This window comes from Corallococcus sp. 4LFB, from assembly GCF_046520365.1.
Lineage (GTDB): Bacteria > Myxococcota > Myxococcia > Myxococcales > Myxococcaceae > Corallococcus > Corallococcus caeni.
Map to the genome: position 1 here is coordinate 1 of NZ_JBKGHJ010000084.1, position 21,473 is coordinate 21,473.

The following is a 21,473-nucleotide window of genomic DNA, read 5'->3' on the forward strand; positions in this document are numbered from 1 at the left end:
CCACGGTGCTGAAGCCCGCCGCGCGGTTCAGCGCGGGCAGCACGTCCAGGCGCATGCGCGTGCGCAAGAAGGAGGGGTCCGCGTTCATCGGGTCTCGCACGAACCCCACCTCCTCGGTGGCCAGGAAGGCGAGCACGTCCTCGCGCGAGCACGTAAGCAGCGGCCGGACGAGCGCGGGTGCGCGCGCGTGGATGCCTCGCGCGCCCCGGAGCGCGGCCCCCCGGGACAAGCGCATCAGCAGCGTCTCCGCCTGGTCGTCGAGCGTGTGACCGGTGGCCACGGCGTCCAGCCCGCGCTCCTGCCGCAGGACCTCCAGGGTCGCGTAGCGCGCCTCCCGGGCCCGGGCCTCCACGCCCGCGCCGGGCGAAAGCGCGAGCCGCCGGACGTGGCAGGTCAGGCCCAGGCGCGCGGCCAGGCCCACGACGGAGGTGACTTCCTCCGCGGCTTCGGGCCGGAGGCCATGGTCCACCGTCGCCACCTCCACGCGCAGCGCCAGCGCGTCGCGCACGCGCGCCGTTCCCACGAGGAGCGCGGTGGAGTCCGCGCCCCCGGAGACCGCGAGCAGCACCGAGCGCGAGGCGAGGCCGTGCTCGGCATAGGAGCGGGCGAGCGAGGCGGTCAGCGAGGGACGTTCAGGAGACGCGCGAGGCATGGCGCAGCGCTCGGAATGGAGGGAGGGGTGGCCGGGTTACAGAGTCGCGGTGGACGGAAGGCGTGGGGATGCATTCCATGATTCCCACAATGGATGGACGCGGGGCGGAAATAGAACGGCGCCTCACGGTTGTTGGTCGGTCGTTCTGGACTTCATGACGTTGGACCTAGGGGTCCCCCCCTCCCCCTCTGGGTCCACGGGGCCGCTCGGAGATTCGCTCCCTGCGGTCCCTCTTTCCGAAGCGCCCCGGTCTCCCTCGTGGAGGCCGGGGCGTTTCTCTTTTCGGCGTCGACGCAATGTCGGAAGCGGAGCGTTCAGCCTCCGGGCGCACGACTGACTGCTCCGAAACCGTTGACCCTTCAGGGCGTCTGTCGGATAACCGCTCCGGTGTGTTCAGGTCGTCACCTCGAATCCGCCCCGGAGACCCAGGCATGGCAGGCACCGACAAGCGCAAGCAGTCGCTGTACTTCCCCGAGGAGATGCTGAAGGAGATCCAGGAGGAGGCGAACCGGCAGGACCGTTCCCTCTCATGGGTGGTGCAGCAGGCCTGGAAGATCGCCCGCGACCGCATCAAGTCTTTCCCTGCCGTGAATGACGTCACGGGCGACGAGCGCACGGACCCGCGCGAAGAAAGGCCTTAAGGCAGGGCATGGCCACCACGGATCACCGCAAGCAGTCACTCTATTTTCCCGAGGACATGCTGGAAGAGATCCAGCGCGAGGCGACCCGGCAGGATCGCTCCTTGTCGTGGATCGTCCAGCAGGCGTGGAAGGTCGCGCGCGCCGACATCCGTCGGATGCCCTCGGTCAACGACGTGCTCGGCCCCCTGCCGCCACGGCCGGTGGCTGCCGCGGCGCAGACGGCCACCTCCGCTCCGGCGGTGGTGACGTCCAGCGCCCCGGCCTCCTCGGACGAGCCCTCCAAGCCGTAGGGCGCCGTCCACCCCGGCCCCCGCAGTCCGAAACCGCGCGCGACGTTCAGCGCGGGGCGGGCCGGGCGGGCCGGGCACAGTTGTCGAAGACGATGCGCGGGGCTTCCTTCAGCGCCTGGACCGGGCTGGGGTAGGTGCTCTTCATGTACGCCGCAGCGATGTTGGCGTCCGTGCCGCCCAGCTTGCGCGCCGTCACCGGGTTGCGGTCCGGGTCCCGTCCCGCGTCGCCCAGGATGCTCCCGTAGCCGTCCCCTCCGTCCAGCAGGAACGTGGACATCGCCACGCGGTAGCGGAGGGACGCGTCGTCGCGCGCGGGGATGGACACGGCGCGGCCCCTCACGCGCAGCTCCGTCACGCGCTGGCCCGCCGGACGCGCGCAGTCCACGCGCAGGGTGGTGCCGTCGGACACGTGGAGGAACGCGCCGGACGGCGACACGATGGCCTGCCCCTCCAGGGCCAGCGCCTCCACGGAATGCTCGAAGAGGTCCACGAGCTGCTTCTCCGTGAGGTCCACCGTCACGACGAGGTTCTCGAAGAGGAGGACCTCGTGCAGGACGCCGTCGGTGAGCGGCCCCGCGCGCAGGGACGTGCGGGTGACGCACAGGCCTTCGTCGCGCAGCGAGCCGCCGTTGATGATGCCCAGCTCCGTGGGCTTCGCGGCGCCGTCCTCCGCGTGGAGGAACGCGTCCGCGGCCAGCTGCCCCAGCGCGTTGTTGTCGTGCCGGGTGAAGGCCGAGCCCAGCTGGACCTCCTCGCCCAGGTAGCCCACGACGGCGTCGGGGTCGTCCACCAGCGGGGTGCAGGAGTCGTTGTACGCGAGGCACCCGGGCAACAGCGCGAGGGCCGCGAGCGCGGCGGTGAGGTGGCGGCGGTCCATCAGTAGAAGGCCCTCAGGGTGAGGTAGCCGGACACGCCCTCGCGAGGCAGCAGGCCGGGGACGCGGTCCGGCCGGGGCACGTCGTCGCGCAGGTCGTGGTCGAAGAGGTTCTGCGCGAAGAGCGTCACCTCGAAGTGCTCCCAGATGGGCTCGGTGCGCAGCTGCGCGGTGATGAGGCTGTAGGCGGGAATCTCGTAGCGGCGGATGAGCTCCAGGGTGGAGCGGTTGTTGTTGCGGCGCTCGGCGCCGGAGCGCACCACCACGTCCAGGTTCACCCAGTCCCCCAGCGGCATGGACACGCCCGCGTTGAAGCGCGCCTGGGGCACGTCCGTGAGCAGGCGGGACTGCTCCGGCAGCTCCAGGTCCTGCGCGCGCGACAGGCTGGCGTTGACCCACGCGGCGGCGCGCTTCGACGCCTCCAGGCGCGCCTCCGCCTCCACGCCGTACACGCGCACGCCCAGCTCGCGGTTGCGCAGGGGGACGATGTTGCCGCTGGTGTCCACCGGGGTGATGGGCGAGGCGAAGTTCTGGAGGAAGACGTTGGCGCGCACGCGCACGCGGCTGTCGCCGGCGGCCTGGACCAGGTCCGCGCCCAGCTCGAAGGTGTCCACGGTGGTGGGCTTGAGGAGCGGGTTTCCCTCGAAGCGGCCCTGGTTGTAGTCGGTGTCGGGGATGCGCTCGACCAGCTCCTGGGGCGTGGGGGCGCGGAAGGCGCGGCCGTACAGGGCCTTGAGCACGAGCGCGTCCGACGCGGCGATGACCAGGCCCACGCGCGGGTTCACGCGCACCACCATCTTGCTGGCGTCCAGCGAGCCCGCGGCGTCCACGTCCGGCAGCTGGGTGGCGTCCAGGCGCAGGCCGAAGGTGAGCGTGAGCGCGGAGAGCACGGTCCACTGGTCCTGCGCGGAGAGGCCCAGGGTGAGGCGGCGGGAGGCCGCTCCTTGCGTGAGGTCCACGAGCCCTTCGGGGGCGGCGGGGCTGGGGCGCAGGCGGCCGTCGAGCGTGTAGTTCGTGGTGTAGTCGTAGCGGGACAGCGACTGCTGTTCGGCGACGAAGCCCAGCGTGAGGTGGTTCTCCCTGGCCAGCGCGAGGTCCGCGTCCACGGAGGCCGTCACGGTGCGCACGGTGACCTGGGTCTCCTCCTGGAGGCCGTCCGGGAACAGGCGCTCCACGCCGTCGCCGGTGCGGAAGTCGTGGGGGGTGAGCTGGAAGAGGCGGCCGGTGGACTGCTGATCGAAGCCCAGCCGGGCGCGCACCTGCCCGCCGTCGGAGAGGGGGCGCTCCCAGGTGAGGTCGGCGAGGAGCACGTTCCAGGACAGCTCCGAGTCATTGCCCACGGTGTCGAACAGGCCGACGAGGGCGTCGCGCTTCTCGGAGAGGTAGCGCGCGGTGACGCCCACGCGACCGGCGCTGTCCAGGCCGTAGGACACGCCTCCGCCCGCGTTCACGAGGAACCGTCCGTCGCGGGTGCGGCCCGCGGGCTCGTCCACGTCGCGCAGGCCCTGGTCCACGGCCTCGTCGTCGAGCGCGTCGTGGTCGACGATGAGCGAGTCCCCTTCCTGGCTCCACAGGTCCAGGTCCGCGAACAGGCGCAGGTCGCCGGTGGAGTGCGCGGCGGACAGGTGGCCGTCCGTGGCGAGCGCGAGCCGGCCGTCGTCGCGGGGAACGCCGCCGGTGGAGACGGCGCCGCGCACGCCGTCGGCGCGGTGGGTGACGAGGTTGACGACGCCCTGGAAGGCGCCCGCGCCGTAGATGGCGGAGCCGGGGCCGCGGATGACCTCGATGCGCTCCAGGTTCTCCACCGGCAGGTTCATGAGCGCCTTGCCGTCGAAGAAGTTGTTGAGGCGGTGGCCGTCGAGGAGGAAGAGGACCTCCGCGTCATTGCGCAGGCCCCGGATGGCGGTGCGGTGGAAGCCCTGCACATCGCGGCTGACGGACACCCCGGGCACCACGTCCAGCACGTCCGCCACCGTGCGGGCCCCCAGCGCGATCATCTGCGCGCGGTTGAAGGAAGCGCCGATGGCCGGCACGGTGCGCACGGCCTCCTCCTGGAGCGTCGTCACCGCGAGCACGTCCTCCGCGCTGTAGAGCGCCAGGTCGTCGTCCAAGGCGGTGCGGGAGGCAGAGGACGCGCGCGAGTCCGGTGGAACGTCCGCGTTGAGCGCGGCCATCGCGTCGTCGGAGCTGGCGGCGCGGGAAGCCCGCGAGTCCGCGCCATTCGCGCGAGTCGGAGTGCGAGCGTCGTCCGCGCGGGAGGCAGTGCGTGAACCGGGCGCATCGGTCCGGTTCGGCGAGCGCGAGTCCGTCCCATTGGCGGTGCTCGCGGCTCGTGAATCGGAGGTCCCCGCGTGGGTCGATGCGCGAGCGTCCGTCCCGTCCAGACGCCCCGACGGCCGCGAGTCAGCGGCCTCCGTGCGGCTTGCCGCGCGCGGGTCGGCAGCGTTCGCGCGGCTTGAAGAACGCGGCTCCACGCTGTCGGCGCGGGGCGAAGCGCGCGGGTCGGTCGCCTCCGTCCGGCCCGAAGCGCGCGGGTCCGCGCCATCCACGCGCGTCCCGGGGACGGACGGAGCGGAGGTCCCGGTCCTCGCAGGGGGCGGAGCCGCGGCGGCGCCTGCGTCATCGTCCTCCCCTCCCCCTGACGGCGGCGTGAAGGCATCGATGCCAGGCTCGGGCTTCGGCTCCTCACGGCCTCCCTTGCGGCCCGGCGGTCCCCTCGCTGGCGGAGGCTCCGGGGCCTGGGTTCCCACCATCACCCTCGCGGGCCGGAGCGCGGACATGAAGACCGGCGTGCGCGATCCATCCGCCATCGCCGCCTCGACGAAGTACTCCACGCCGGGTGGCACCATGTGCACCGCGGGGATCATCGCGCGGTACAGGTCCCCGTACTGCAGCTCCATCGGGACCTGGACGTATGGCTCTCCCGGGCCGCGATAGCGGACGAAGAGCTCCAGCACCTTGCCGCCATCCACCAGCGTCGCATCCAGCTGGAGGGGCTGCCGGGGCTCCGCGCGCCGCGGCGGCGCGTGCAACAGCGCGGGCTCCTGCGCGTGGACGGGGGCCGCGACGAACATCACGGCACAGAGGATGAGCGTGCGACGAAGAACGGTCTGCAAGATTGACGACGATGGTCCGTTGCAGGGCCATTCGAGTCAAGCAAGCCACCCGGCCACGCCCCGCTGATTTTTTGCCGCCCCCGCGAGCGCATGCGACGGTGCCTGTCGCTCCATGCGCGCGTCGCTTGCCCTTCACCTCGCCCTCTTCCGCCGCCAACGCGCCCAGATTGCCCGGGTGGTCGAAGGCCGCACCGAAGCCTTCCGCGCCTACGAGGCCCGCTACCGCCGGCGCACGAGCACCTACCAGCGCGTGGTCCCCCTGACCCACGTGCACCAGCGCATCGCGGCGTCGGACCTCGTCTACGTCGGCGACTACCACACGCTGCCGCTCGCCCAGCAGACCTACCTGGACCTCGTCGAGCGCGCCCTCGCCTCCGGACGCCGCGTCGTGCTGGCGCTCGAGTGCGTCGAAGGCCGTCACCAGGCGGCCCTCGACGCGTACCTCGCCGGACGCCTGCCCGAGCGCACCCTCCTGTCGCGGCTGGGTCACGGCCCCACCCCGGGCTTCGGTCCGGGCGCCGGCATCCGCGCCGTGCTGGGCTTCGCGAAGCGCCACAAGCTCCAGGTGGCCGCCATCGACCGGCGGGCCCAGGGAGAGCGCTCGCTCGCGCTGCGGGACGCCTTCGCCGCTGAGCGCATCGCCCGCGTGGCCCGCGCGGAGGACGTGCCGCTGGTGATGGTGCTGGTGGGCCAGTTCCACGCCGCGCCCTGCCACCTCCCCGCGCAGGTGGAGCGCGCGCTGGGTGAGGCGCATCCGCGCCGCGGGCTCGTCGTGTACCAGAACGCCGAAGGCCTCTGGTGGCGCCTCGCGCGCGAGGGCCGGCTGGGTGGCGCGGAGGCCGTGGAGCTGGCGGACGGCGCGCTGTGCCTGATGAACGCCTCCCCCGTCCTCTGCCAGCAGAGCTTCCTGGACTACCTGGAGGCCGAAGGCGACGACGCGCCCCTCCTGGACCGCAGCGCCGCGGAGCGCTTCCGCGACATGGCGGAGCTCATCGGCGGGCTCGCGGGCGTGTCCGTGGGCCGGGAGCTGGACTCGGTGGAGGTGACGACGGTGGCGGACGGCGACGTGCTCGACCGCATCCGCCAGCGCGGCCGCTTCACCCAGGCGGAGCTGTCCCAGCTGCGCAAGCACATCCTGTCGCGCGAGAGCGGCTACATCCCCCGCGCGCGCACGGCCTGGCTGGCGTCCCTGTCCCTCAACCACGCCGCGGAGGAGGCCGCCCACTTCGTGCGCCACTGCGCCGTGGGCGATGCCATGGACGCTCCGCGCGGCGCGTCCGAGGCCTTCTACGCGCGGTGCCTGGAAGAGGCCCTGGGCTTCTTCGGCTCCAAGCTGATCAACCCGCGCCGCGGCTGCCCCAGCGTCACGGAGTGGGCCCGGCGCTTCGGCGAGGCCCGGGGCCTGGAGCGGCAGACCGCCGCCTTCGTCCTCGCCCACAAGGCCACGGAGTCCGAGGCCCCCGACGAGGCCGTGAAGCTCCTCCCCCTGCGCCGCGACCGCCTGTTCCACGGCGTCAGCCACGCGCTGGGCTACCTGCTGGGGGACAGCCTCTACCGCGCCTTCGACGCCGGTCAGGTGGACCTCGCCGACATCCGCGCCCTCTTCCGGGATCCGCTCGCGGAGCCGCGGGGCGCCTACCTCGCCTGGGCCGCCCGCCTGCGCGGGCTCTAAGCGCCCTTGTTGACGCCGACCCAGCTGAATCCAGCGGCGACTTGCGGCTACCCTCTGGCGGTATGAACCCATCTCCTCGCCGCGCCACGTCCGCCCTCCTCCTGTCCCTCGCGATGGGCCTCATGCTGTCCGGGTGCTTCGCCGAACAGGGCGCCTGCGTCCATGGCTCGTCCATCTACTTCTGCAACGACGACACCGCCGACGAGTGCCGCGACTTCTGGTGCGATGGCTGGGACTACTGCGGCTACTTCGAGGGCGACTCGTGCGAGGACGTGGGCTTTCCGGACGGCACCGTCTCGCTGGACACCTACTCCGAGCCGAGGTCGCCCGAGTGGAGCTGGGGCACGCCCTCCGGAGGCTCCAGCGGCGGTGGTGGTGGCGGCAACGGCAGCGGCGCGTGCGCCTACTACGATTCGAACCTGAACCGCGTGCTGTGTGATCAGCGCACCAGCGCCTCCAGCTGTTCGGGCAAGTGGATGGGCAGCGGCACCAACTGCTCCAGCCTCAAGTGCACCAGCGGCACGGATCCCTACAGCTGCACCGTGTCGGGTGGAAGCTCGGGCGGCACGTGCACGTCCACGTACCAGGGCCCCACTGGCGACGCGCAGGTCTACAGCCAGTGCGCGTCCGTGTGGAACTACCGCTGCCAGCAGAAGAACGACAGCGCCGCGGACCAGAACTGCCTCGTCTACGATCAGCTCGAGGCCACGGTGGAGTGCCCGTACTGCCCTTGATGCACCGGCGGAACGGGCCTCCGTCCCGCGCCGGGGCTCAGGCCTTGTTGGCGATGGTCTTCGGCGGCAGCTTGAGGACCTGGCCCACCTTGATGTGGTCCGGGTCCTTGAGCTGATCCTTGTTGGCCTCGAAGATCTTCGGGTACAGCTTCATGTCCCCGTAGATGTCCTTGGCCAGCTTGCTGAGCGTGTCGCCGGACTTCACGGTGTACAGGCCGTAGGGCTCGGCGTGGGTCACGGTGAGCATGACCATGAGCTCGTCGTTCCACTTCGGGTGCTTCGCCTTGATCTGATCCCACATGCGATCGCGGTCGAAGGCATGGTCGACGGAGCCCTTGATGACGAGCTTGCCGTTCTCCTCGCGCGTTTCGATCTTCGCGCCCACGCTCTTCGCCACGTCCAGCACGTCCTGGTAGTCGTTCTGCAAGGCCATCCGCGTCCTCCTGCTCGTGAGGCGGCGAACTCAAGCACCCCACCCGCGAGCGGTGCCGGGCGGACGCGAAGGGCCTGATCGAAGCTCAACAGTGCGGCGGCGGAAGCTGTTCAGAGCACCACGTCCGCGCCGGGCTCCGGTTCGGCCTTCAGGGCCTCGGGCGGCGCGAAGGTGCCGTCCGGCCGCAGCTCGCGGAGGATCTCCTCGCGGCTCAGGCGCACCGCGCGGATGGTGCCGTCGGGCGACAGCGCGTAGACGCAGTCCTGGTCCGCCGCGCCGACGAAGAGGCCGCCCAGCGCGGGATAGAGCATCACCAGCGCGAGCTCCGTCTCCAGCGGTCCCGGGAAGAGCACGTGCGCGTGCGCGGAGAAGGGAGGCACCTCTCCATCCGCGTCCGGCGCGACGGACACGGGGATGAGCCCCTGGTGCAGGGGCAGCTCCTGGAGCTGCTGGCGGCCGTCCTGGCTGAACTTGAAGCGGAAGTCACCGCCCAGCAGGTACAGGTTCGAGTCGTCGAAGCCCTGCAGCACGTACACGGTGATGCCGCCGTCCTCCTCCACCACGACGGGGTTGAGCTGCTTGCGGCCGTGCACCTGGAAGACGCGCTCGCAGGCGGTGCTCACCGCGCGGGCCAGCGCGTCCATGCCCTCGGGCAGGGACTCGACGGGGAAGTCCTCCATCTCGCCGGAGAACTCGATGGGCGCGCGGTACGCGTACGCGGGGACGAAGGCGTTCTGCGTGTCGAAGCGGCCGAAGACGGCGTACCAGGCGTTGCCGCGCGGCACGGTGAAGAACCCGTTATCCGCGTGCGGTCCAGGTCCGGACGCGCGAGCAGCAGGTCCGTGGCGCGGATGGCGCCCTGCTCCGACTCGACGATGTATTGGGCGCGCTTCTGCACGCGCTGGAGCTCCGCGTCCGCCACCAGCACCACCGGCGACTCCGCCGCGTCCGGCGTGTCCCGCGCGTCCACCGAAGCCTGCCGCGGCACCGCGGCCTGCGTCGCGCTGGAGTGCGTGCGGCAGCCAGCGGTCAGGGCGATGACGGCGACGAGGAGGCTGCGAAGCATGGGGACTCCTGCGGACGAAAGGGCCCGGTCAGTCTGTGCCGGCCGGGGCCCTCGCGTCACGTCCCCCATTCACGGCGGGACCTCAGGCGCCCTGCTGCGTGGGCGCCAGCGCGGCCTTGATCTTCTCCCTCAGGGCCTTGCGGCGCTCCTTGAACTGCGCGCGCTGGGCCTCGTCCACCTGGCCGTTGGCGGCGGCGCGCGCGGCCTTCATCTCCTCGTGGAGCTGCCTGGCCTCCGCCTTGAAGCTGTCCGCCTGGGCCTGCGTCAGGCGCCCTTCGGCGACCCGCTTGTCCAGGCGCCGCTCCATGCGGCCGAACTTGTGGCCCCCGCCGTGCCGGCCCCGGTGTCCCTCGCACTGGCAGGCCTGGTTGGCGGAGTCGGTCGGCGCGGCCGTCTGGGCGAGCACGGGCACGGCGAGGAGCAGCGTGGCGACGGCGGTACCGCGAAGCATGGACTTGAGCGACATGGTGTGTGGACTCCGGGTTCAGGTCAAAACGCTCCGGGAGCAGCCGTGCAGCCTGCTTCCCGTCGCGCTCTGACACTCAAGAACCCCGGAGCCCGCCGAAGGTTAAATCGCCTCCGGGAGGCCGCCGGTTACTGGCAGTCCGCCATGCTGTAGTTGAAGTCCTGGCGCGGCGTGTGGCCCGGGTCCTGGTTGATGGCCGCGATGCTCAGGTCCGTGTACGACACCGTCTGCGTGCCACCGATGACCATCTGCGTGCGCTGCACGCGCGTGGTGGACAGCACCACCTTGCCCGTCGTGCCGTTGGACTCGATGCGGAAGCAATTCAGGATGCGCGGGTCGACCGTGGAGCGGTTGCACCGCGTGTACTGCCCCAGCACCGTGCGCTGCTCGTAGGTGCAGCGGCAGTCCCACGGGTCGTAGGCCTCCGTCACCGTGGCCGCCTCGTAGCCCGTGGCCGTCTGGACCACCTCCAGGTAGCTGCCGTCCTGCGGCTGCGTGCAGCGCAGCACCGTGTCGCCCACCGCGCCCTGCTTCACCTCCGCCAGCGCGGGCTCCACCGCCACCTGGGCGCCCGCCTCGATGGCGTTCAGCGGATCCCGCGTGCCCGCGCCCTCACAGCCCAGGCCCAGCACCGACACACCCATCAGCAACACAGCGGAGAGACGCAGCGACAGCTTCATGGACGGCTCCTACGAAGGGGGGAATGTCCGGGTAGACCCGGACCCCCTCCCTGTAGGCTTTCACGGCTCCCGAGCGCAACGCCCTTCTGTGTCACAACCGCGCGGCGGGCTTCAGCGCCCGGGTGGCCATGAAGGTGGACAGGAACGTGGAGAGCAGGTCCTTCGCCTCGTACCGGTCCTCGAACAGGCCCGTGAGCACGAAGCCCGCGTCCAACTGCCCGCCCAGCTGATCCTCCAGCGAGTGGCCCACGACCATGGGCTCATCCTTGTCGGTGTAGCGGCGGCGCTCCTCGGCGGTGAGGCTGGTGAAGTCGGAGTACGGCATCGTGTACTTCAGCCGCATCACGCCCTTCTCCTCCTCGGCCGGGTCGAAGAGGTAGCGCACCGGGTTGCAGATGCCCGACAGCAGCACGCCGCCCGGACGCAGCACGCGGAAGGCCTCGCGCCACACGGGCCTTATCTCCTCCGCGAAGCAGTTGGAGCACGGGTGGAAGATGAGGTCGAAGCTCCCGTCGGCGAACGCGGACAGGTCCCGCATGTCGCCCTCCACGTACTGGAGCGTCAGGCCCTCGCGCTCGGCCACCTTCCGGTCCTGCGCCAGCTGCGCGGGCGAGTTGTCGAACACGGTGACGCGCGCGCCCGCCGCCGCGAGCACCGGGCACTGCTGGCCGCCCGCGCTCGCCAGGCCCAGCACGTCCTTGCCCTGCAGGTCCCCGAACCACGCGCGCGGCACGGGCTTCGTCGGGGTGAGCACCACGCTCCAGTCGCCCCGCCGCGCGGCGGCGATGACCTCCGGGGACACCGGCACCGTCCACGGGTTGCCCCGGCCCACCTCGCCGTTCCACGCCTCGCGGTTGTACGTCCGCACGTCCAGCTCAGTCTTCATGCAGCACCCTTCCTTCCATGCCTCCAGCCACGGTGACGACCTCGCCCGTCACGTGGCCGGAGATGCGATCCGACGCGAGCGTCACCACGACGCGCGCCACGTCCTCCGGCTGCCCCACCTTGCGCAGCGGCATCGTCCGCGTGACGCGGCCGACGAACTCCGGGTCCACCAATCTGGCGCGGTTGCGGTCCACCTCCGTCCAGCCCGGGCACACCACGTTGACGCGGCCCATGGGCGCGATGCGGTGCAGCTCGTTCTTCAGGCTCTTCACGAAGCCCGCCGCCAGCGCGCCCTTCGCCGCCGCGTAGTCCGTGTGGCCCGCCTCGCCGAAGAGGCCCGCCGTGGAGCTGATGATGACGATGGTGCCCGTGCCCGTGGTCTCCACGTGGCGCAGGAACGCGCGGCAGCTCAGGAACACGCTGTCCAGGTTCTGCGCCAGCGTGCGGCGCCAGCGCTCCAGCGACATCGTCCACAGCGGCTCGTCGGGCGAGGGATAGACGCCGGTGTTGCACACCAGCACGTCCAGCCGGCCCAGGTCCTTCACCGCCTGCGGCACCAGCGCGTCCACGTCCGCCTCCACCGTGAGCTCCGCGCGCACGGACGTGCCGCCCACCTCGCGCGCGAGCGCCGCCGCCTTCTCCTGGCTGCGGTGGTAGTGCACCGCCACCTTCGCGCCCTCGCCCGCGAACGCGCGCACCAGCGCGGAGCCGATGCCGCCCGCGCCGCCGGTCACCAGCACACCCTTGCCCTGCAGTCCCGTGTCCATCGCTTCGCGACTCCCCGTGGGCTCCCGTCAGGCCGGGAGGAATGCGCGGCATGATGCCCGAGCCGTCCCGGGTGGACAGCCGGATGAGCGGGCGGTGTCCGCGGGTGCGCTGCGTGCCGGGCAGCGGGACGAAACGCGCACCGCGCTCCTGACAGCGCCCGCGTTACGGCGCGATGACCTCACCGCGCTCGAAACACGAAGGCCCGGGGCGTCGTCCGCGCCCGGGCCTCACCTTCAAGCGCCTGGAGCCTCAGCCCAGGCGCAGCAGCTGCCGGCCTGCTCGGGGGTCGCGAGCTCACGGCCGGCGGCACGGGCGCGCTTCGCGGCCTCCGCCACCAGCTCGAAGCTGCCCTTCGCGAGCACGCCCTTGGACAGGTAGATGTTGTCCTCCAGGCCCACGCGCGCGTTGCCGCCGCGCTTCGCGGCCTCGTCCACGAACGGGAGCTGCTGGCGCCCCACGCCCGCCACCGTCCAGGAGCTCCCCTCCGGCAGCGCGGCGATCATGAAGTCCAGCACCTCCGGCCGCGCCTGGAGCGTGCCCGGCACGCCCAGCACGAAGTCGAAGTGCGCCGGCAGCTCCACCAGCCCCTCCTTCGCCAGGTAGCGCGCCTCGTCGATCATCCCGACGTCGAAGCACTCCAGCTCCGGCTTGAGGCCGATGCTCTTGATGCGCTTTGCGATGTCGCGCACCAGCGGCCGGGGATTCCAGAACACCTCTTCCCCGAAGTTCACCGTGCCCGTCGTGAGCGTGGCCATGTCCGGCTTGTCCGCGCCCGTGAGCGTCAGCCCGCCGCACCGCTCGTCCACGTCCATGCCCACCGCGCCGCCCGTGGACACCTGGACGAGGATATCCGTGCGCTTGCGGATGGCCCGGATGGCCGCGCGGAACAGCTCCGCGTCCTGCGACGGCTTGCCCTCCGCCGTGCGCACGTGGATGTGCACCATCGCCGCGCCGGCCTCGCGGCACTTCGCCGCGTCCTCGGCGATCTCCTCCGCGGTGATGGGCAGGTACGGCGTCTGCTCGCGCGTCGTCTCCGCGCCCACCAGGGCGGCGGTGATGACCATGGGCCTGCTCATCGCTTCACCCGCTGCTTGTCCTTGGGCACCACGCACGTGCCCGAAGCGCGGCACACCACCACCGCCTCCGGCAGCACGTCCGCCGCCGAGTCGTTCACGTCCGGCCGGGGCTTGATGACCTTGCGAGCCTCGAAGCGCATCTTCCGCGACGTGTTGCCCTCGCTGACGATCTCGCCCTCCGCCTCGATGAAGTCGCCTGCGTACACCGGGGCCAGGAACTCCACGGAGTCGTAGGCGCGAAACAGCCCCTCGTCCCCGTCCGAGCGGATGCACAGCTCCGTGGCCACGTCCCCGAACAGACCGAGCATCCGCGCCCCGTCCACCAGGTTGCCGCCGTAGTGCGCGTCATGGCTGCCCATGCGCAGCCGCAGTACCGCCTTCGTCCCAGTGCTCACGTGGGTTCCCCCTGGTAGTGGGAGTCCGCGGACTCCGCGCCCTCTTTCTTCATCACCGCGTGCACGATGTAGTTCGCCACGTCGGACGGCTTGGTGCCCGGCCCGAAGCCCGCGTCGAAGCCCAGCTCCAGGGCCAGCTTGTGGTCCACGCGCGGCCCGCCCAAGAGGAGCAGCGTCTTGCCGTGGATGCCGGCCGCCTTCGCCGCGTCGATGAACTGGCGCGAGTTGTCCTTGTGCACGTCGCGCTGCGTGACGACCTGCGAGACGAGGATGGCGTCCGCGTGCTTGGCGGTGGCCTTCTTGATGAGGTCCTCGTTGGGCACCTGGCTGCCCAGGTTGAACGCCTCGAAGCCGGGGTAGCGCTCCAGGCCGTAGTCGCCCGCGTAGCCCTTCATGTTCAGGATGGCGTCGATGCCCACCGTGTGCGTGTCCGTGCCCGTGCACGCGCCGAAGACGACGATGCGGCGGCGCACCTTCTCCTTGATGAGCGCGTTGAGGTCGTCGAACCCCATCTTGCGCACCACCACCTCCGGCACGTCGATCTCCGCGTAGTCCAGCGTCACGTTGGAGCGGGCGTAGACGACGAAGAACGTGTACTGGTCCGCGGCCCGCTCGGCGGCCGCCACCTTCACGTCCGTGAAGCCCATCTTCTTGGTGAACTGGGCGGCGGCCTCCTTGGCCTTCTCCGACAGCGGCACCGGCAGCGTGAACGACAGCTGCACCATGCCGTCGTCGCGACGGTCGCCATAGGGGCGGATGATCTGCTTGCTCGGCTTCACCATCGAACTACCCCTTCTTGTTCTTGGGCGGCGTGAACGACACGCTGGTGCCCACCTGCTCGGCCACCGCGGCGAAACGGTCCTTCTTGCCCTGCTCCATGTAGAAGACCACCGACCACGTCGTCTTCCCGTTGCACCCCACGTACGTCACCGTGTCCACGTTGCCGCTGCCGTCCGGCGCCGCGTCCGTGTCCGTCTTCGTGGCCGCCGGCTGGCCGCCCACCTTCAGCATGGTCCAGCTGTCACCGCCGATGCTCGCGAGGATCTTCGTGCGGCACAGCTCCGCCTTCATGCCCGCGGTCTGCACCGTGCCCACGTCCACCAGGAAGTACGCGTCGCCGGAGGGCGCCAGGAACTTCTCCGTGCCGTCCATGTTGGAGCGCGTCCACGCCGCCGGGGCCTTCAGCGCGATGTTCTTCACCGTCACGCTGCTCAACGCATCCGCGCTGCCGCCCGCGGCCACCATCACGGCCAGAAAGGTACTCAGGATCATGTCGCCTCCAGCATTTCCAGGAACGGATTGAAGTAATCCGGGGCCTTCTCCAGCACGCCATCCAGCCCCTTGCCGCCGGTCTCCTCGCGCTTCACGTCGCCGAAGCGCCCCTTGCCGATGGCCGCCACCATGCCCTCGGAGTGGCACTCGCGCAGCAGCTCCTCCGCCTTGGCGAAGACCTCGCGCGCGCGGTTGGCGATCTTCCCGTCCTCGCGGACGGTGAACTCCTCGTCGATGCCCCGCGCCGCGCGGTGGATGTACGACGCGGACTTGAGCGCCACGTACCGGTCCGCGAGCAGCGGCGTGTGCATGGCCTCCGTCATCATGCCCAGCAGCTGAATGCCCTGCCGCGTCCAGATGGCCACCAGGTCCGCCATCACGTCGTACGCGTGGCTGAAGAAGATGTCCGTCTCCTTGTGCTTCGTGGGCGGCATGTACTTGAGCGGCGCGTCCGGGAAGCAGCGGCGCACCAGCATCGCCTGCGACAGCTCCAGGAGGAGCGTGTCCTCGCGGTACGGGTCGATCTCATACGAGTGCCCGATGCCCAGCTGCCAGTCCTTGAGGCCCGCGCGCTTGGCGAAGCACTCGTTGATGAACTGGCTGGCGATGACGGTGTGGGCCGCGTCGTAGGCGTCCGCGGTGGTGATGTAGTTGTCCTCGCCGGTGTTGATGATGATGCCGGCCAGGGCGCAGATGCGGCGGCTGAAGTACTGGTCGATGAACGTCCGCCGCATGTTGATATCGCGGAAGAGGATGCCGTACATCGCGTCGTTGAGGAGCATGTCCAGCTTCTCGTACGCCGCGCAGAAGGCGATCTCCGACATGCACAGGCCGGAGGAGTAGTTGGTGAGCTGGATGTAGCGCTTGAGCTTGCGGCTCTCGTCGTCCAGGGCCTCGCGCATCACGCGGAAGTTCTCCTGGGTGGCGTAGGTGCCGCCGTAGCCCTCCGTCGTCGCGCCGTGGGGCACGTAGTCCAGGAGCGACTGCGCCGTGGAGCGGATGACCGCGATGACGTCCGCGCCCGCCTGCGCCGCCGCCCGGGCCTGGTCCACGTCGTCGTAGATGTTGCCGGTGGCGACGATGACGTACTTGTGCGGCGCGGGGGACATGGGGAACTGCTCGCGCAGGGCGTTGCGCTGGGCGATGCGGGCCTTGAGCTCCGTCATCGCCGCGCGGGCCTCCTCGCGCACGGCGTCGCGCAGGTTGCCCTCCAGCTCCGGCGACAGCGGGCCCATCTTGTCCGTGGGCAGCGCGGTGAGGCGCTCCACGGCGTCCAGCGGGCTGCTGGCGCCCAGCTGCAGCGCGCGGCCGTACCAGTAGGCGGCGCCCCGGTTGAGCACCCCGGCGGACTTCAGCTTGTCCACCATGAGGTTGGCCAGGGGTACGCCCCGGGCACCCGCGCCGGAGATTCCAAAGAAGCGCAACACGGTGCGCTCATTGGAGACAGTGGTGTTGCGTTGGATGAGGTCGAAGATCGGATTGACGATCTCGTCCGCCAGCTTGCGCGCCTCGGCAATCCGCGCGTCGTCGATAAACGGGCCTGACATGCGCGCACCCTACCCGAGCCCCGCGCCCTTCGGCTCAAGAACACAGGTGCCCCCACCCTCAACAAACGATGCCGCACCGCGCCTCTTGAATGGCGAGACGCATCACGCGGACGCTACCCCGTCATCTCGGCCCCTCCACCCAAAGCGCGGTGGCCGTGCTCCGGCGCTCGCCCGCCGGCAGCTCCCGCACCAGCCGTTCTCAGGGGGCCGGTTTCCCATCCGCTGAGATTTTGTGATTCCCTGACGGAATGAGATTAGTCAGTTTAATACACGAATTCCAGTTCATACAAAATTGCCACACTTTTCCAACTGCCCTTGACTCCGAGTGTGGGGTTGACCGCATAACATCCCGCGTCCTTCCAGGAGTGCAGGGATGAAAAGCCATCGGGCAATGCCAGTGCGTGGGTGGGTGGGCCTGGCCCTCGCGGTGATGTTGAGCGGTTGCGACTTCGGCGGCGGGCCGGACGCGAAGCCCCCGCCGCTCACGCCTCCAGAGGCACCGAAGCAGGTCGTCGCGCAGGCCGCAGACGCCTCCGCGCTGGTGACGTGGAGCGTGCCGCCCGCGGATGGCGGCAGCCCCCTGCTCTACTACGTCGTGCGCTGCGTGCCCGAGTGCGGCGGCGCGCTGGTGAAGGTGCCCGACACGCAGGCCACGGTGCTGGGGCTGAACAACGGCTTCACCTACGTCTTCAAGGTCTCCGCGGTGAACGCGATGGGCGAGGGCCAGGCCTCCGTGGAGACGGACCTGGTGACGCCGCAGGCGGGCATGAGCATCCCGAAGCCGACGGCGCCGGGACAGCCGCGCTCGGTGGTGCCCACCGCGGGCAACGGCCAGGCGTACGTGAGCTGGCTGGCGCCCTCGAGCTACGGCGCCGGCCGCTGTCGTACTTCAAGGTCATGGTGGAGCCGGGCGGCCGGGTGCAGCGGGTGGACGCGCCCGCGTCGGGCACGCTCATCGAGGACCTGGACAACGGCACCGCGTACACGTTCACCGTCTGCGCGGCCAACGAGATGGGCGAAGGCCCGTGCTCGCGCCAGACGGCCCGGGTGACGCCGCGTCCGGGCGGCGCGCCCACGAGCTGGGTGATGGGCTACTGGGTGGGCTACCAGCGCGACCTGTACCCGGTGGACTCCGTGGACATGTCGCTGCTCACGCACGTGGTGGTGGGCCGCATCCGCCCGCGCGTCGACGGCACGCTCTACACCGACTTCGACGTGGACGCCGTGGAGGGGCCGAAGATGGCCCGGGCGCTGGCGCACCGGGCGCACGCGGCCGGCAAGAAGGCGCTGCTGATGCTGGGCGGCATGGGCGAGTACGACGGCTTCAAGGGCGCGACGGAGACGCAGGAGAAGCGCCGCAACTTCGTGCGCAACATCATCACCACGATGCGCGAGCTGCAGTTCGACGGCGTGGACGTGGACTGGGAGCCCATCCTCCTGCCGCAGGACAGCGCGCCGCTGCTGGCGCTGCTGGACGACCTGCGCGCCGCGGACGAGAACATCCTCATCACCGTGCCCGTGGGCTGGGTGAACTCCAACTTCGCGCTGGGCAAGGTGGACGCGGAGTTCCACCGGCAGCTGGCGGCCCGCGTCGACCAGATGAACGTGATGGCCTACAAGATGAGCGGCCACTGGGGGCAGTGGGAGAGCTGGCACTCCAGCGCCCTCTTCGGGGAGAGCGGCGGACACCCCAGCTCCGTCGCCAGCTCCGTGCAGGCGTTCCTGGACGCGGGCGTGCCCCCGCAGCGCCTGGGCGTGGGCGTGGGCTTCTTCGGCACCTGCTGGAAGGGCATCACGGAGCCGGGCACCCCGCTGGACGGGCGCGACGGCATCGTGGAGGAGCAGAGCGACAACGCGATGAGCTACGCCAACATCCAGTCGCTCTACTACTCGCCGGAGGCGTACCGCTGGGACGACGTCGCCAAGGCGCCCTACCTCTCCTTCCCCACCGCGTACGGCCCGCAGTCCTGCAACTACATCTCCTACGAGGACGTCGCGTCCGTGTCGGAGAAGGGCCGCTGGGCGCGGGAGAAGGGCCTGGGCGGCAGCATCATCTGGACCATCAACCAGGGCCACCTGCCCAGGACGCTGGCGGGCGGCCCCCAGGACCCGCTGATGCAGGCCGTGCACACGGCCTTCCTCAAGCCCTAGATGTAGCGGGCTTCAAAGAGCTGCCGCAGCGCCGGTTCGGTGCGCAGCAGCTCCAGCGTGAGGGCGGCGTGGCCGGGCACGTAGCCGTTGCCCACGAGCATGGTGACGTCCTTGCCCACGCCCTCCGCGCCCAGGGCCGCCGTGGTGAAGCTGGTGGCCATGGAGAAGAAGATGACCGTGCCGCCGTCCTTCACGGACAGCAGCGACGCCATCTCCGTGTTGCCCACGCTGGCGCAGTTGACGACCAGGTCGCAGAGCTGACCGCCCGTCGCCTTCCGCACCGCCTCCATCACGTCCACGCCCTGGGTGGCGTCCACCTTCAGGGCCTCGTCGCACAGGCCGATGGCGGACAGCGCGTCCAGCGCCTTCTGGGAGATGTCCAGCGCCAGCAGCTTGCCGCGGCTCTCCAGGCTGCGGCGGGCCTGCGCCAGGCACAGCGCGCCGCTCTTGCCCGCGCCCAGCACCGCCACCGTCATGCCCGGGCGCACGTGGCGCGCCACCAGCGCGGGCGCGCCGCACACGTCCAGCGCCGCCAGCGACAGCGTGTCCGGCATGTCCGAAGGCAGCTTCGCGTAGATGCCGCTCGCGAAGAGCAGCGCGTGGCCGCGGATGTCCACGCGGTCGATGTCCGCGTGCACCGCCTTCACCTCCTCGATGACGAGCGGCGTGAGCGTCAGGCTCACCAGCGTGGCGATGCGGTCGCCCGGCTTGAGCACGCCGTTCGCGGGGTGCTTCGCGCCCAGCTCCTTCACGCGGCCGATGAGCATTCCGCCCGAGCCGGTGACGGGGTTCTGCATCTTGCCGCGCTCGCGCACGATGTCCTGGATGCGCCCCGCGATGCGCGCGGGGTCTCCGCCCACGTCGTCCTTGATCTGCTTGAAGGACGCGGCGTCGATGTTGAGGCTCTCCACGTCGATGAGCAGCTCCGCCTCGCCGCACGGCAGCGAGGGGTCCAGCTTGCGCGCGCGCTGCGGCAGCACGCCCTTCTCACCGACGACGCGCGACAGTCCGTATGTATCCATGGCCCCCCCTTATCAGTCCGCGGCCAGGCGCGGCACCAGCACCGACAGCGATCGCTCGAAGCGGTAGGACACGCCCGAGTGCCCGTCCTCGAACTCCTCGTGCACCACGTCGACGCCGCCGGTCTTGAGGTCGTCCGCCACCATGCGCGTGCCCCAGCGCAGGTTGAACTCGTCGCGGGTGCCGGCGTCCAGGTAGACCGTCTTGAGCTTGCGGAAGGCGTCCAGGAACTTGGGCACGAAGCGCACGGGGTCGTGCACCAGCCAGCGGTTCCACACGTCCAGGCGCAGCTTCGCGTTGTGCTGCTCGAAGGGCAGCTCCAGGTTGAGCGGCTCGCCCTTCTTGGGTGAGTACGCCGCCGCCATCGCCAGGATGTTGATGACCGGGAAGTCGTCGCCGCGCACCTTGGTGTCCCGCGCGCGCTGACGCAGCTCCGTCACCCACGTGTCCACGCCGCCCGCCTTCATCAGCGCGGTGGCCGCCTTGGGCAGGTCCGGCAGGTACGAATATTCGAAGTAGGAGTCCGGCGCGTGCGCGCCCACCAGGGAGAACACCTCCGGGTGGTAGCGGCCCATCACCAGCGCGCCGTAGCCGCCGGAGCTGTGGCCCACCACCGCGCGCGACGCGGCCTTCGGCAGCGTGCGGAAGGTCCTGTCCACGAAGCCGACCACGTCCTTGACGAGGTAGTCGCGGTAGCGGCCGATGGCGTCGCTGTTCACCCACTGGCTGCCGCCCAGCTTCGTCCACGCGTCCGGGAAGACGCCGATGACGGGCGGAATGGTGCCGGCTTCGATGAGCGCGTCCAGGCGCTCCGGCACGGACGGCGAGAAGCCGGACGCGTTGGTCCAGGAGCCCCCGCCGTTGCCGAAGGCGTGCAGGAAGTAGACGGCCGGGTAGCGCTGCGTGCCCGCGGCGTACCCCGGCGGCAGGTACACGGTGAGCCGGCGGCGGGCCGGATCTCCCAGCGGGTTGTTCTCCAGCGCGGGGGATTGCACTTCACGCGTCTCGAGCACGCCCTTCATCGGTGCCACTCCTGGTCGTCGCGGTGCGCCGCGCGGTCTATGCGCCGGCGCCCGGGTGCTTGCCGAACAGCTTCATCACCTGCTGCAGGTCCTCCCACGCCTTGCGCTTCTCCGCGCTGTTGCGCAGGAGGTACGCGGGGTGGAAGGTGGGCATGAGCTGGATGCCCTCGTATTCGCGCCACTGGCCCCGCATGCGGGTGATGGGGGTGGTGTCCCTGAGGAGCGTCTGCGCCGCGAACTTGCCCAGCGCGACGATGACCTTCGGCTGGATGGCGAGCAGCTGCGAGCGCAGGAAGGGCTCGCACGCGGCGATCTCATCCGGCTCCGGGTTGCGGTTGCCGGGCGGGCGGCACTTCACGACGTTGGCGATGTAGACGTCGTTCCGGGTGAAGCCCATGGCGCCAATCATCTTGGTGAGCAGGTCGCCCGCGGCGCCCACGAAGGGCACGCCCTGGAGGTCCTCGTTCTCACCGGGGCCCTCGCCCACGAACACCAGGTCCGCGCGCGGGTTGCCGGAGCCGAACACGATGTTCTTGCGGCCCGTGCACAGCTTGCAGCGCCGGCAGTCGCCCAGCTCGCGGCGGATCTGATCCAGCGTGGGGCGCTCGCCCTCCACGACGCCGGGCAGCGCGCCGTTGTAGCGGGGCGTCGACCTGGGCACGTCCAGCAGCATCCCCGGGGCCGGGCGTCGGAGGCCAGCGGGCGCGACGCGG

The 21,473-nt window shown here is 70.7% G+C and carries 23 protein-coding genes; 6 read left to right on the plus strand and 17 right to left on the minus strand.

What is annotated here, in order from left to right; genetic code table 11:
- Nucleotides 1-652, minus strand: a 652-nt coding sequence (gene tilS / locus ACLEQD_RS12000) for a tRNA lysidine(34) synthetase TilS (protein WP_410383677.1), incomplete at its 3' end; no start/stop codon positions are given.
- 431 nt (nt 653-1,083) lie between these two features.
- Here tilS and ACLEQD_RS12005 point away from each other — a divergent pair.
- Nucleotides 1,084-1,293, plus strand: coding sequence for a TIGR04563 family protein (locus ACLEQD_RS12005; protein ID WP_014396356.1), 210 nt, complete (start codon nt 1,084-1,086; stop codon nt 1,291-1,293).
- 8 nt (nt 1,294-1,301) lie between these two features.
- The gene (locus ACLEQD_RS12010; RefSeq protein ID WP_014396355.1) at nt 1,302-1,583 is read left to right on the plus strand and encodes a TIGR04563 family protein; all 282 of its coding nucleotides are present in this window, start codon (nt 1,302-1,304) and stop codon (nt 1,581-1,583) included.
- Between the two features lie 46 nt (nt 1,584-1,629).
- On the opposite strand, the gene ACLEQD_RS12015 is transcribed toward ACLEQD_RS12010, so the two are convergent.
- The gene (locus tag ACLEQD_RS12015) at nt 1,630-2,460 is read right to left on the minus strand and encodes a 5'-nucleotidase C-terminal domain-containing protein (protein ID WP_410383679.1); all 831 of its coding nucleotides are present in this window, start codon (nt 2,458-2,460) and stop codon (nt 1,630-1,632) included.
- Nucleotides 2,460-5,573: a TonB-dependent receptor domain-containing protein gene (locus ACLEQD_RS12020; protein ID WP_410383681.1), complete on the minus strand. Its 3,114-nt coding sequence runs from the start codon at nt 5,571-5,573 to the stop codon at nt 2,460-2,462. The genes ACLEQD_RS12015 and ACLEQD_RS12020 overlap by 1 nt, the downstream gene beginning before the upstream one ends.
- A 112-nt stretch (nt 5,574-5,685) precedes the next feature.
- On the opposite strand from ACLEQD_RS12020, the gene ACLEQD_RS12025 reads away from it, so the two are divergent.
- Both ACLEQD_RS12025 and ACLEQD_RS12030 read left to right on the plus strand, forming a co-directional pair.
- Nucleotides 5,686-7,245, plus strand: coding sequence for a ChaN family lipoprotein (locus tag ACLEQD_RS12025; RefSeq protein WP_410383683.1), 1,560 nt, complete (start codon nt 5,686-5,688; stop codon nt 7,243-7,245).
- 62 nt (nt 7,246-7,307) lie between these two features.
- On the plus strand, nt 7,308-7,979 hold the full coding sequence (locus tag ACLEQD_RS12030; protein ID WP_410383685.1) for a hypothetical protein: 672 nt from the start codon (nt 7,308-7,310) through the stop codon (nt 7,977-7,979).
- Nucleotides 7,980-8,016: 37 nt separating this feature from the next.
- On the opposite strand, the gene ACLEQD_RS12035 is transcribed toward ACLEQD_RS12030, so the two are convergent.
- The 11 genes from ACLEQD_RS12035 to ACLEQD_RS12085 all read right to left on the minus strand — a co-directional run bounded on the left by ACLEQD_RS12035 (nt 8,017) and on the right by ACLEQD_RS12085 (nt 16,567).
- The gene (locus ACLEQD_RS12035; protein ID WP_410383687.1) at nt 8,017-8,412 is read right to left on the minus strand and encodes a LysM peptidoglycan-binding domain-containing protein; all 396 of its coding nucleotides are present in this window, start codon (nt 8,410-8,412) and stop codon (nt 8,017-8,019) included.
- Between the two features lie 110 nt (nt 8,413-8,522).
- Nucleotides 8,523-9,197, minus strand: coding sequence for a hypothetical protein (locus ACLEQD_RS12040; protein ID WP_410383689.1), 675 nt, complete (start codon nt 9,195-9,197; stop codon nt 8,523-8,525).
- Nucleotides 9,198-9,560: 363 nt separating this feature from the next.
- On the minus strand, nt 9,561-9,944 hold the full coding sequence (locus ACLEQD_RS12045; protein WP_410383691.1) for a hypothetical protein: 384 nt from the start codon (nt 9,942-9,944) through the stop codon (nt 9,561-9,563).
- A 128-nt stretch (nt 9,945-10,072) separates the two neighbouring features.
- Nucleotides 10,073-10,624 (minus strand): hypothetical protein, encoded by a 552-nt coding sequence (locus ACLEQD_RS12050; protein ID WP_338267710.1) that lies wholly within the window; start codon nt 10,622-10,624, stop codon nt 10,073-10,075.
- A gap of 91 nt (nt 10,625-10,715) precedes the next feature.
- Complete coding sequence (locus ACLEQD_RS12055) at nt 10,716-11,510, minus strand: class I SAM-dependent methyltransferase (protein WP_410383693.1); 795 nt, start codon at nt 11,508-11,510, stop codon at nt 10,716-10,718.
- A complete protein-coding gene (locus ACLEQD_RS12060; protein ID WP_410383695.1) occupies nt 11,500-12,276 on the minus strand; it encodes an SDR family NAD(P)-dependent oxidoreductase in 777 nt (258 codons plus the stop codon). The genes ACLEQD_RS12055 and ACLEQD_RS12060 overlap by 11 nt, the downstream gene beginning before the upstream one ends.
- A gap of 234 nt (nt 12,277-12,510) precedes the next feature.
- On the minus strand, nt 12,511-13,353 hold the full coding sequence (locus ACLEQD_RS12065; protein WP_410383697.1) for a 3-keto-5-aminohexanoate cleavage protein: 843 nt from the start codon (nt 13,351-13,353) through the stop codon (nt 12,511-12,513).
- Nucleotides 13,350-13,712, minus strand: a complete 363-nt coding sequence (locus ACLEQD_RS12070; protein ID WP_171425972.1) for a hotdog fold domain-containing protein — start codon at nt 13,710-13,712, stop codon at nt 13,350-13,352. Before ACLEQD_RS12070 ends, ACLEQD_RS12065 begins: the two co-directional genes overlap by 4 nt.
- Before the next feature lie 32 nt (nt 13,713-13,744).
- Nucleotides 13,745-14,530, minus strand: coding sequence for an OAM dimerization domain-containing protein (locus ACLEQD_RS12075; RefSeq protein ID WP_410383699.1), 786 nt, complete (start codon nt 14,528-14,530; stop codon nt 13,745-13,747).
- Nucleotides 14,531-14,534: 4 nt separating this feature from the next.
- Nucleotides 14,535-15,020, minus strand: coding sequence for a hypothetical protein (locus tag ACLEQD_RS12080; RefSeq protein ID WP_410383701.1), 486 nt, complete (start codon nt 15,018-15,020; stop codon nt 14,535-14,537).
- Nucleotides 15,017-16,567, minus strand: a complete 1,551-nt coding sequence (locus ACLEQD_RS12085) for a lysine 5,6-aminomutase subunit alpha (RefSeq protein WP_410383703.1) — start codon at nt 16,565-16,567, stop codon at nt 15,017-15,019. The genes ACLEQD_RS12080 and ACLEQD_RS12085 overlap by 4 nt, the downstream gene beginning before the upstream one ends.
- Nucleotides 16,568-16,958: 391 nt before the next feature.
- Between ACLEQD_RS12085 and ACLEQD_RS12090 the strand changes: the two genes are divergently transcribed.
- The gene (locus ACLEQD_RS12090) at nt 16,959-17,618 is read left to right on the plus strand and encodes a fibronectin type III domain-containing protein (protein ID WP_410383705.1); all 660 of its coding nucleotides are present in this window, start codon (nt 16,959-16,961) and stop codon (nt 17,616-17,618) included.
- Nucleotides 17,619-17,707: 89 nt separating this feature from the next.
- On the plus strand, nt 17,708-18,718 hold the full coding sequence (locus ACLEQD_RS12095) for a glycosyl hydrolase family 18 protein (protein WP_410383711.1): 1,011 nt from the start codon (nt 17,708-17,710) through the stop codon (nt 18,716-18,718).
- Here the strand turns inward: ACLEQD_RS12095 and ACLEQD_RS12100 are convergent.
- The 3 genes from ACLEQD_RS12100 to ACLEQD_RS12110 form a co-directional block, all read right to left on the minus strand.
- On the minus strand, nt 18,715-19,740 hold the full coding sequence (locus tag ACLEQD_RS12100; RefSeq protein ID WP_375758853.1) for an L-erythro-3,5-diaminohexanoate dehydrogenase: 1,026 nt from the start codon (nt 19,738-19,740) through the stop codon (nt 18,715-18,717). The genes ACLEQD_RS12095 and ACLEQD_RS12100 overlap by 4 nt on opposite strands.
- Nucleotides 19,741-19,752: 12 nt before the next feature.
- Complete coding sequence (locus tag ACLEQD_RS12105) at nt 19,753-20,760, minus strand: alpha/beta hydrolase (protein WP_410383707.1); 1,008 nt, start codon at nt 20,758-20,760, stop codon at nt 19,753-19,755.
- A gap of 37 nt (nt 20,761-20,797) precedes the next feature.
- The coding region (locus ACLEQD_RS12110; RefSeq protein WP_410383709.1) for a uracil-DNA glycosylase family protein at nt 20,798-21,473 on the minus strand (676 nt) is incomplete at its 5' end.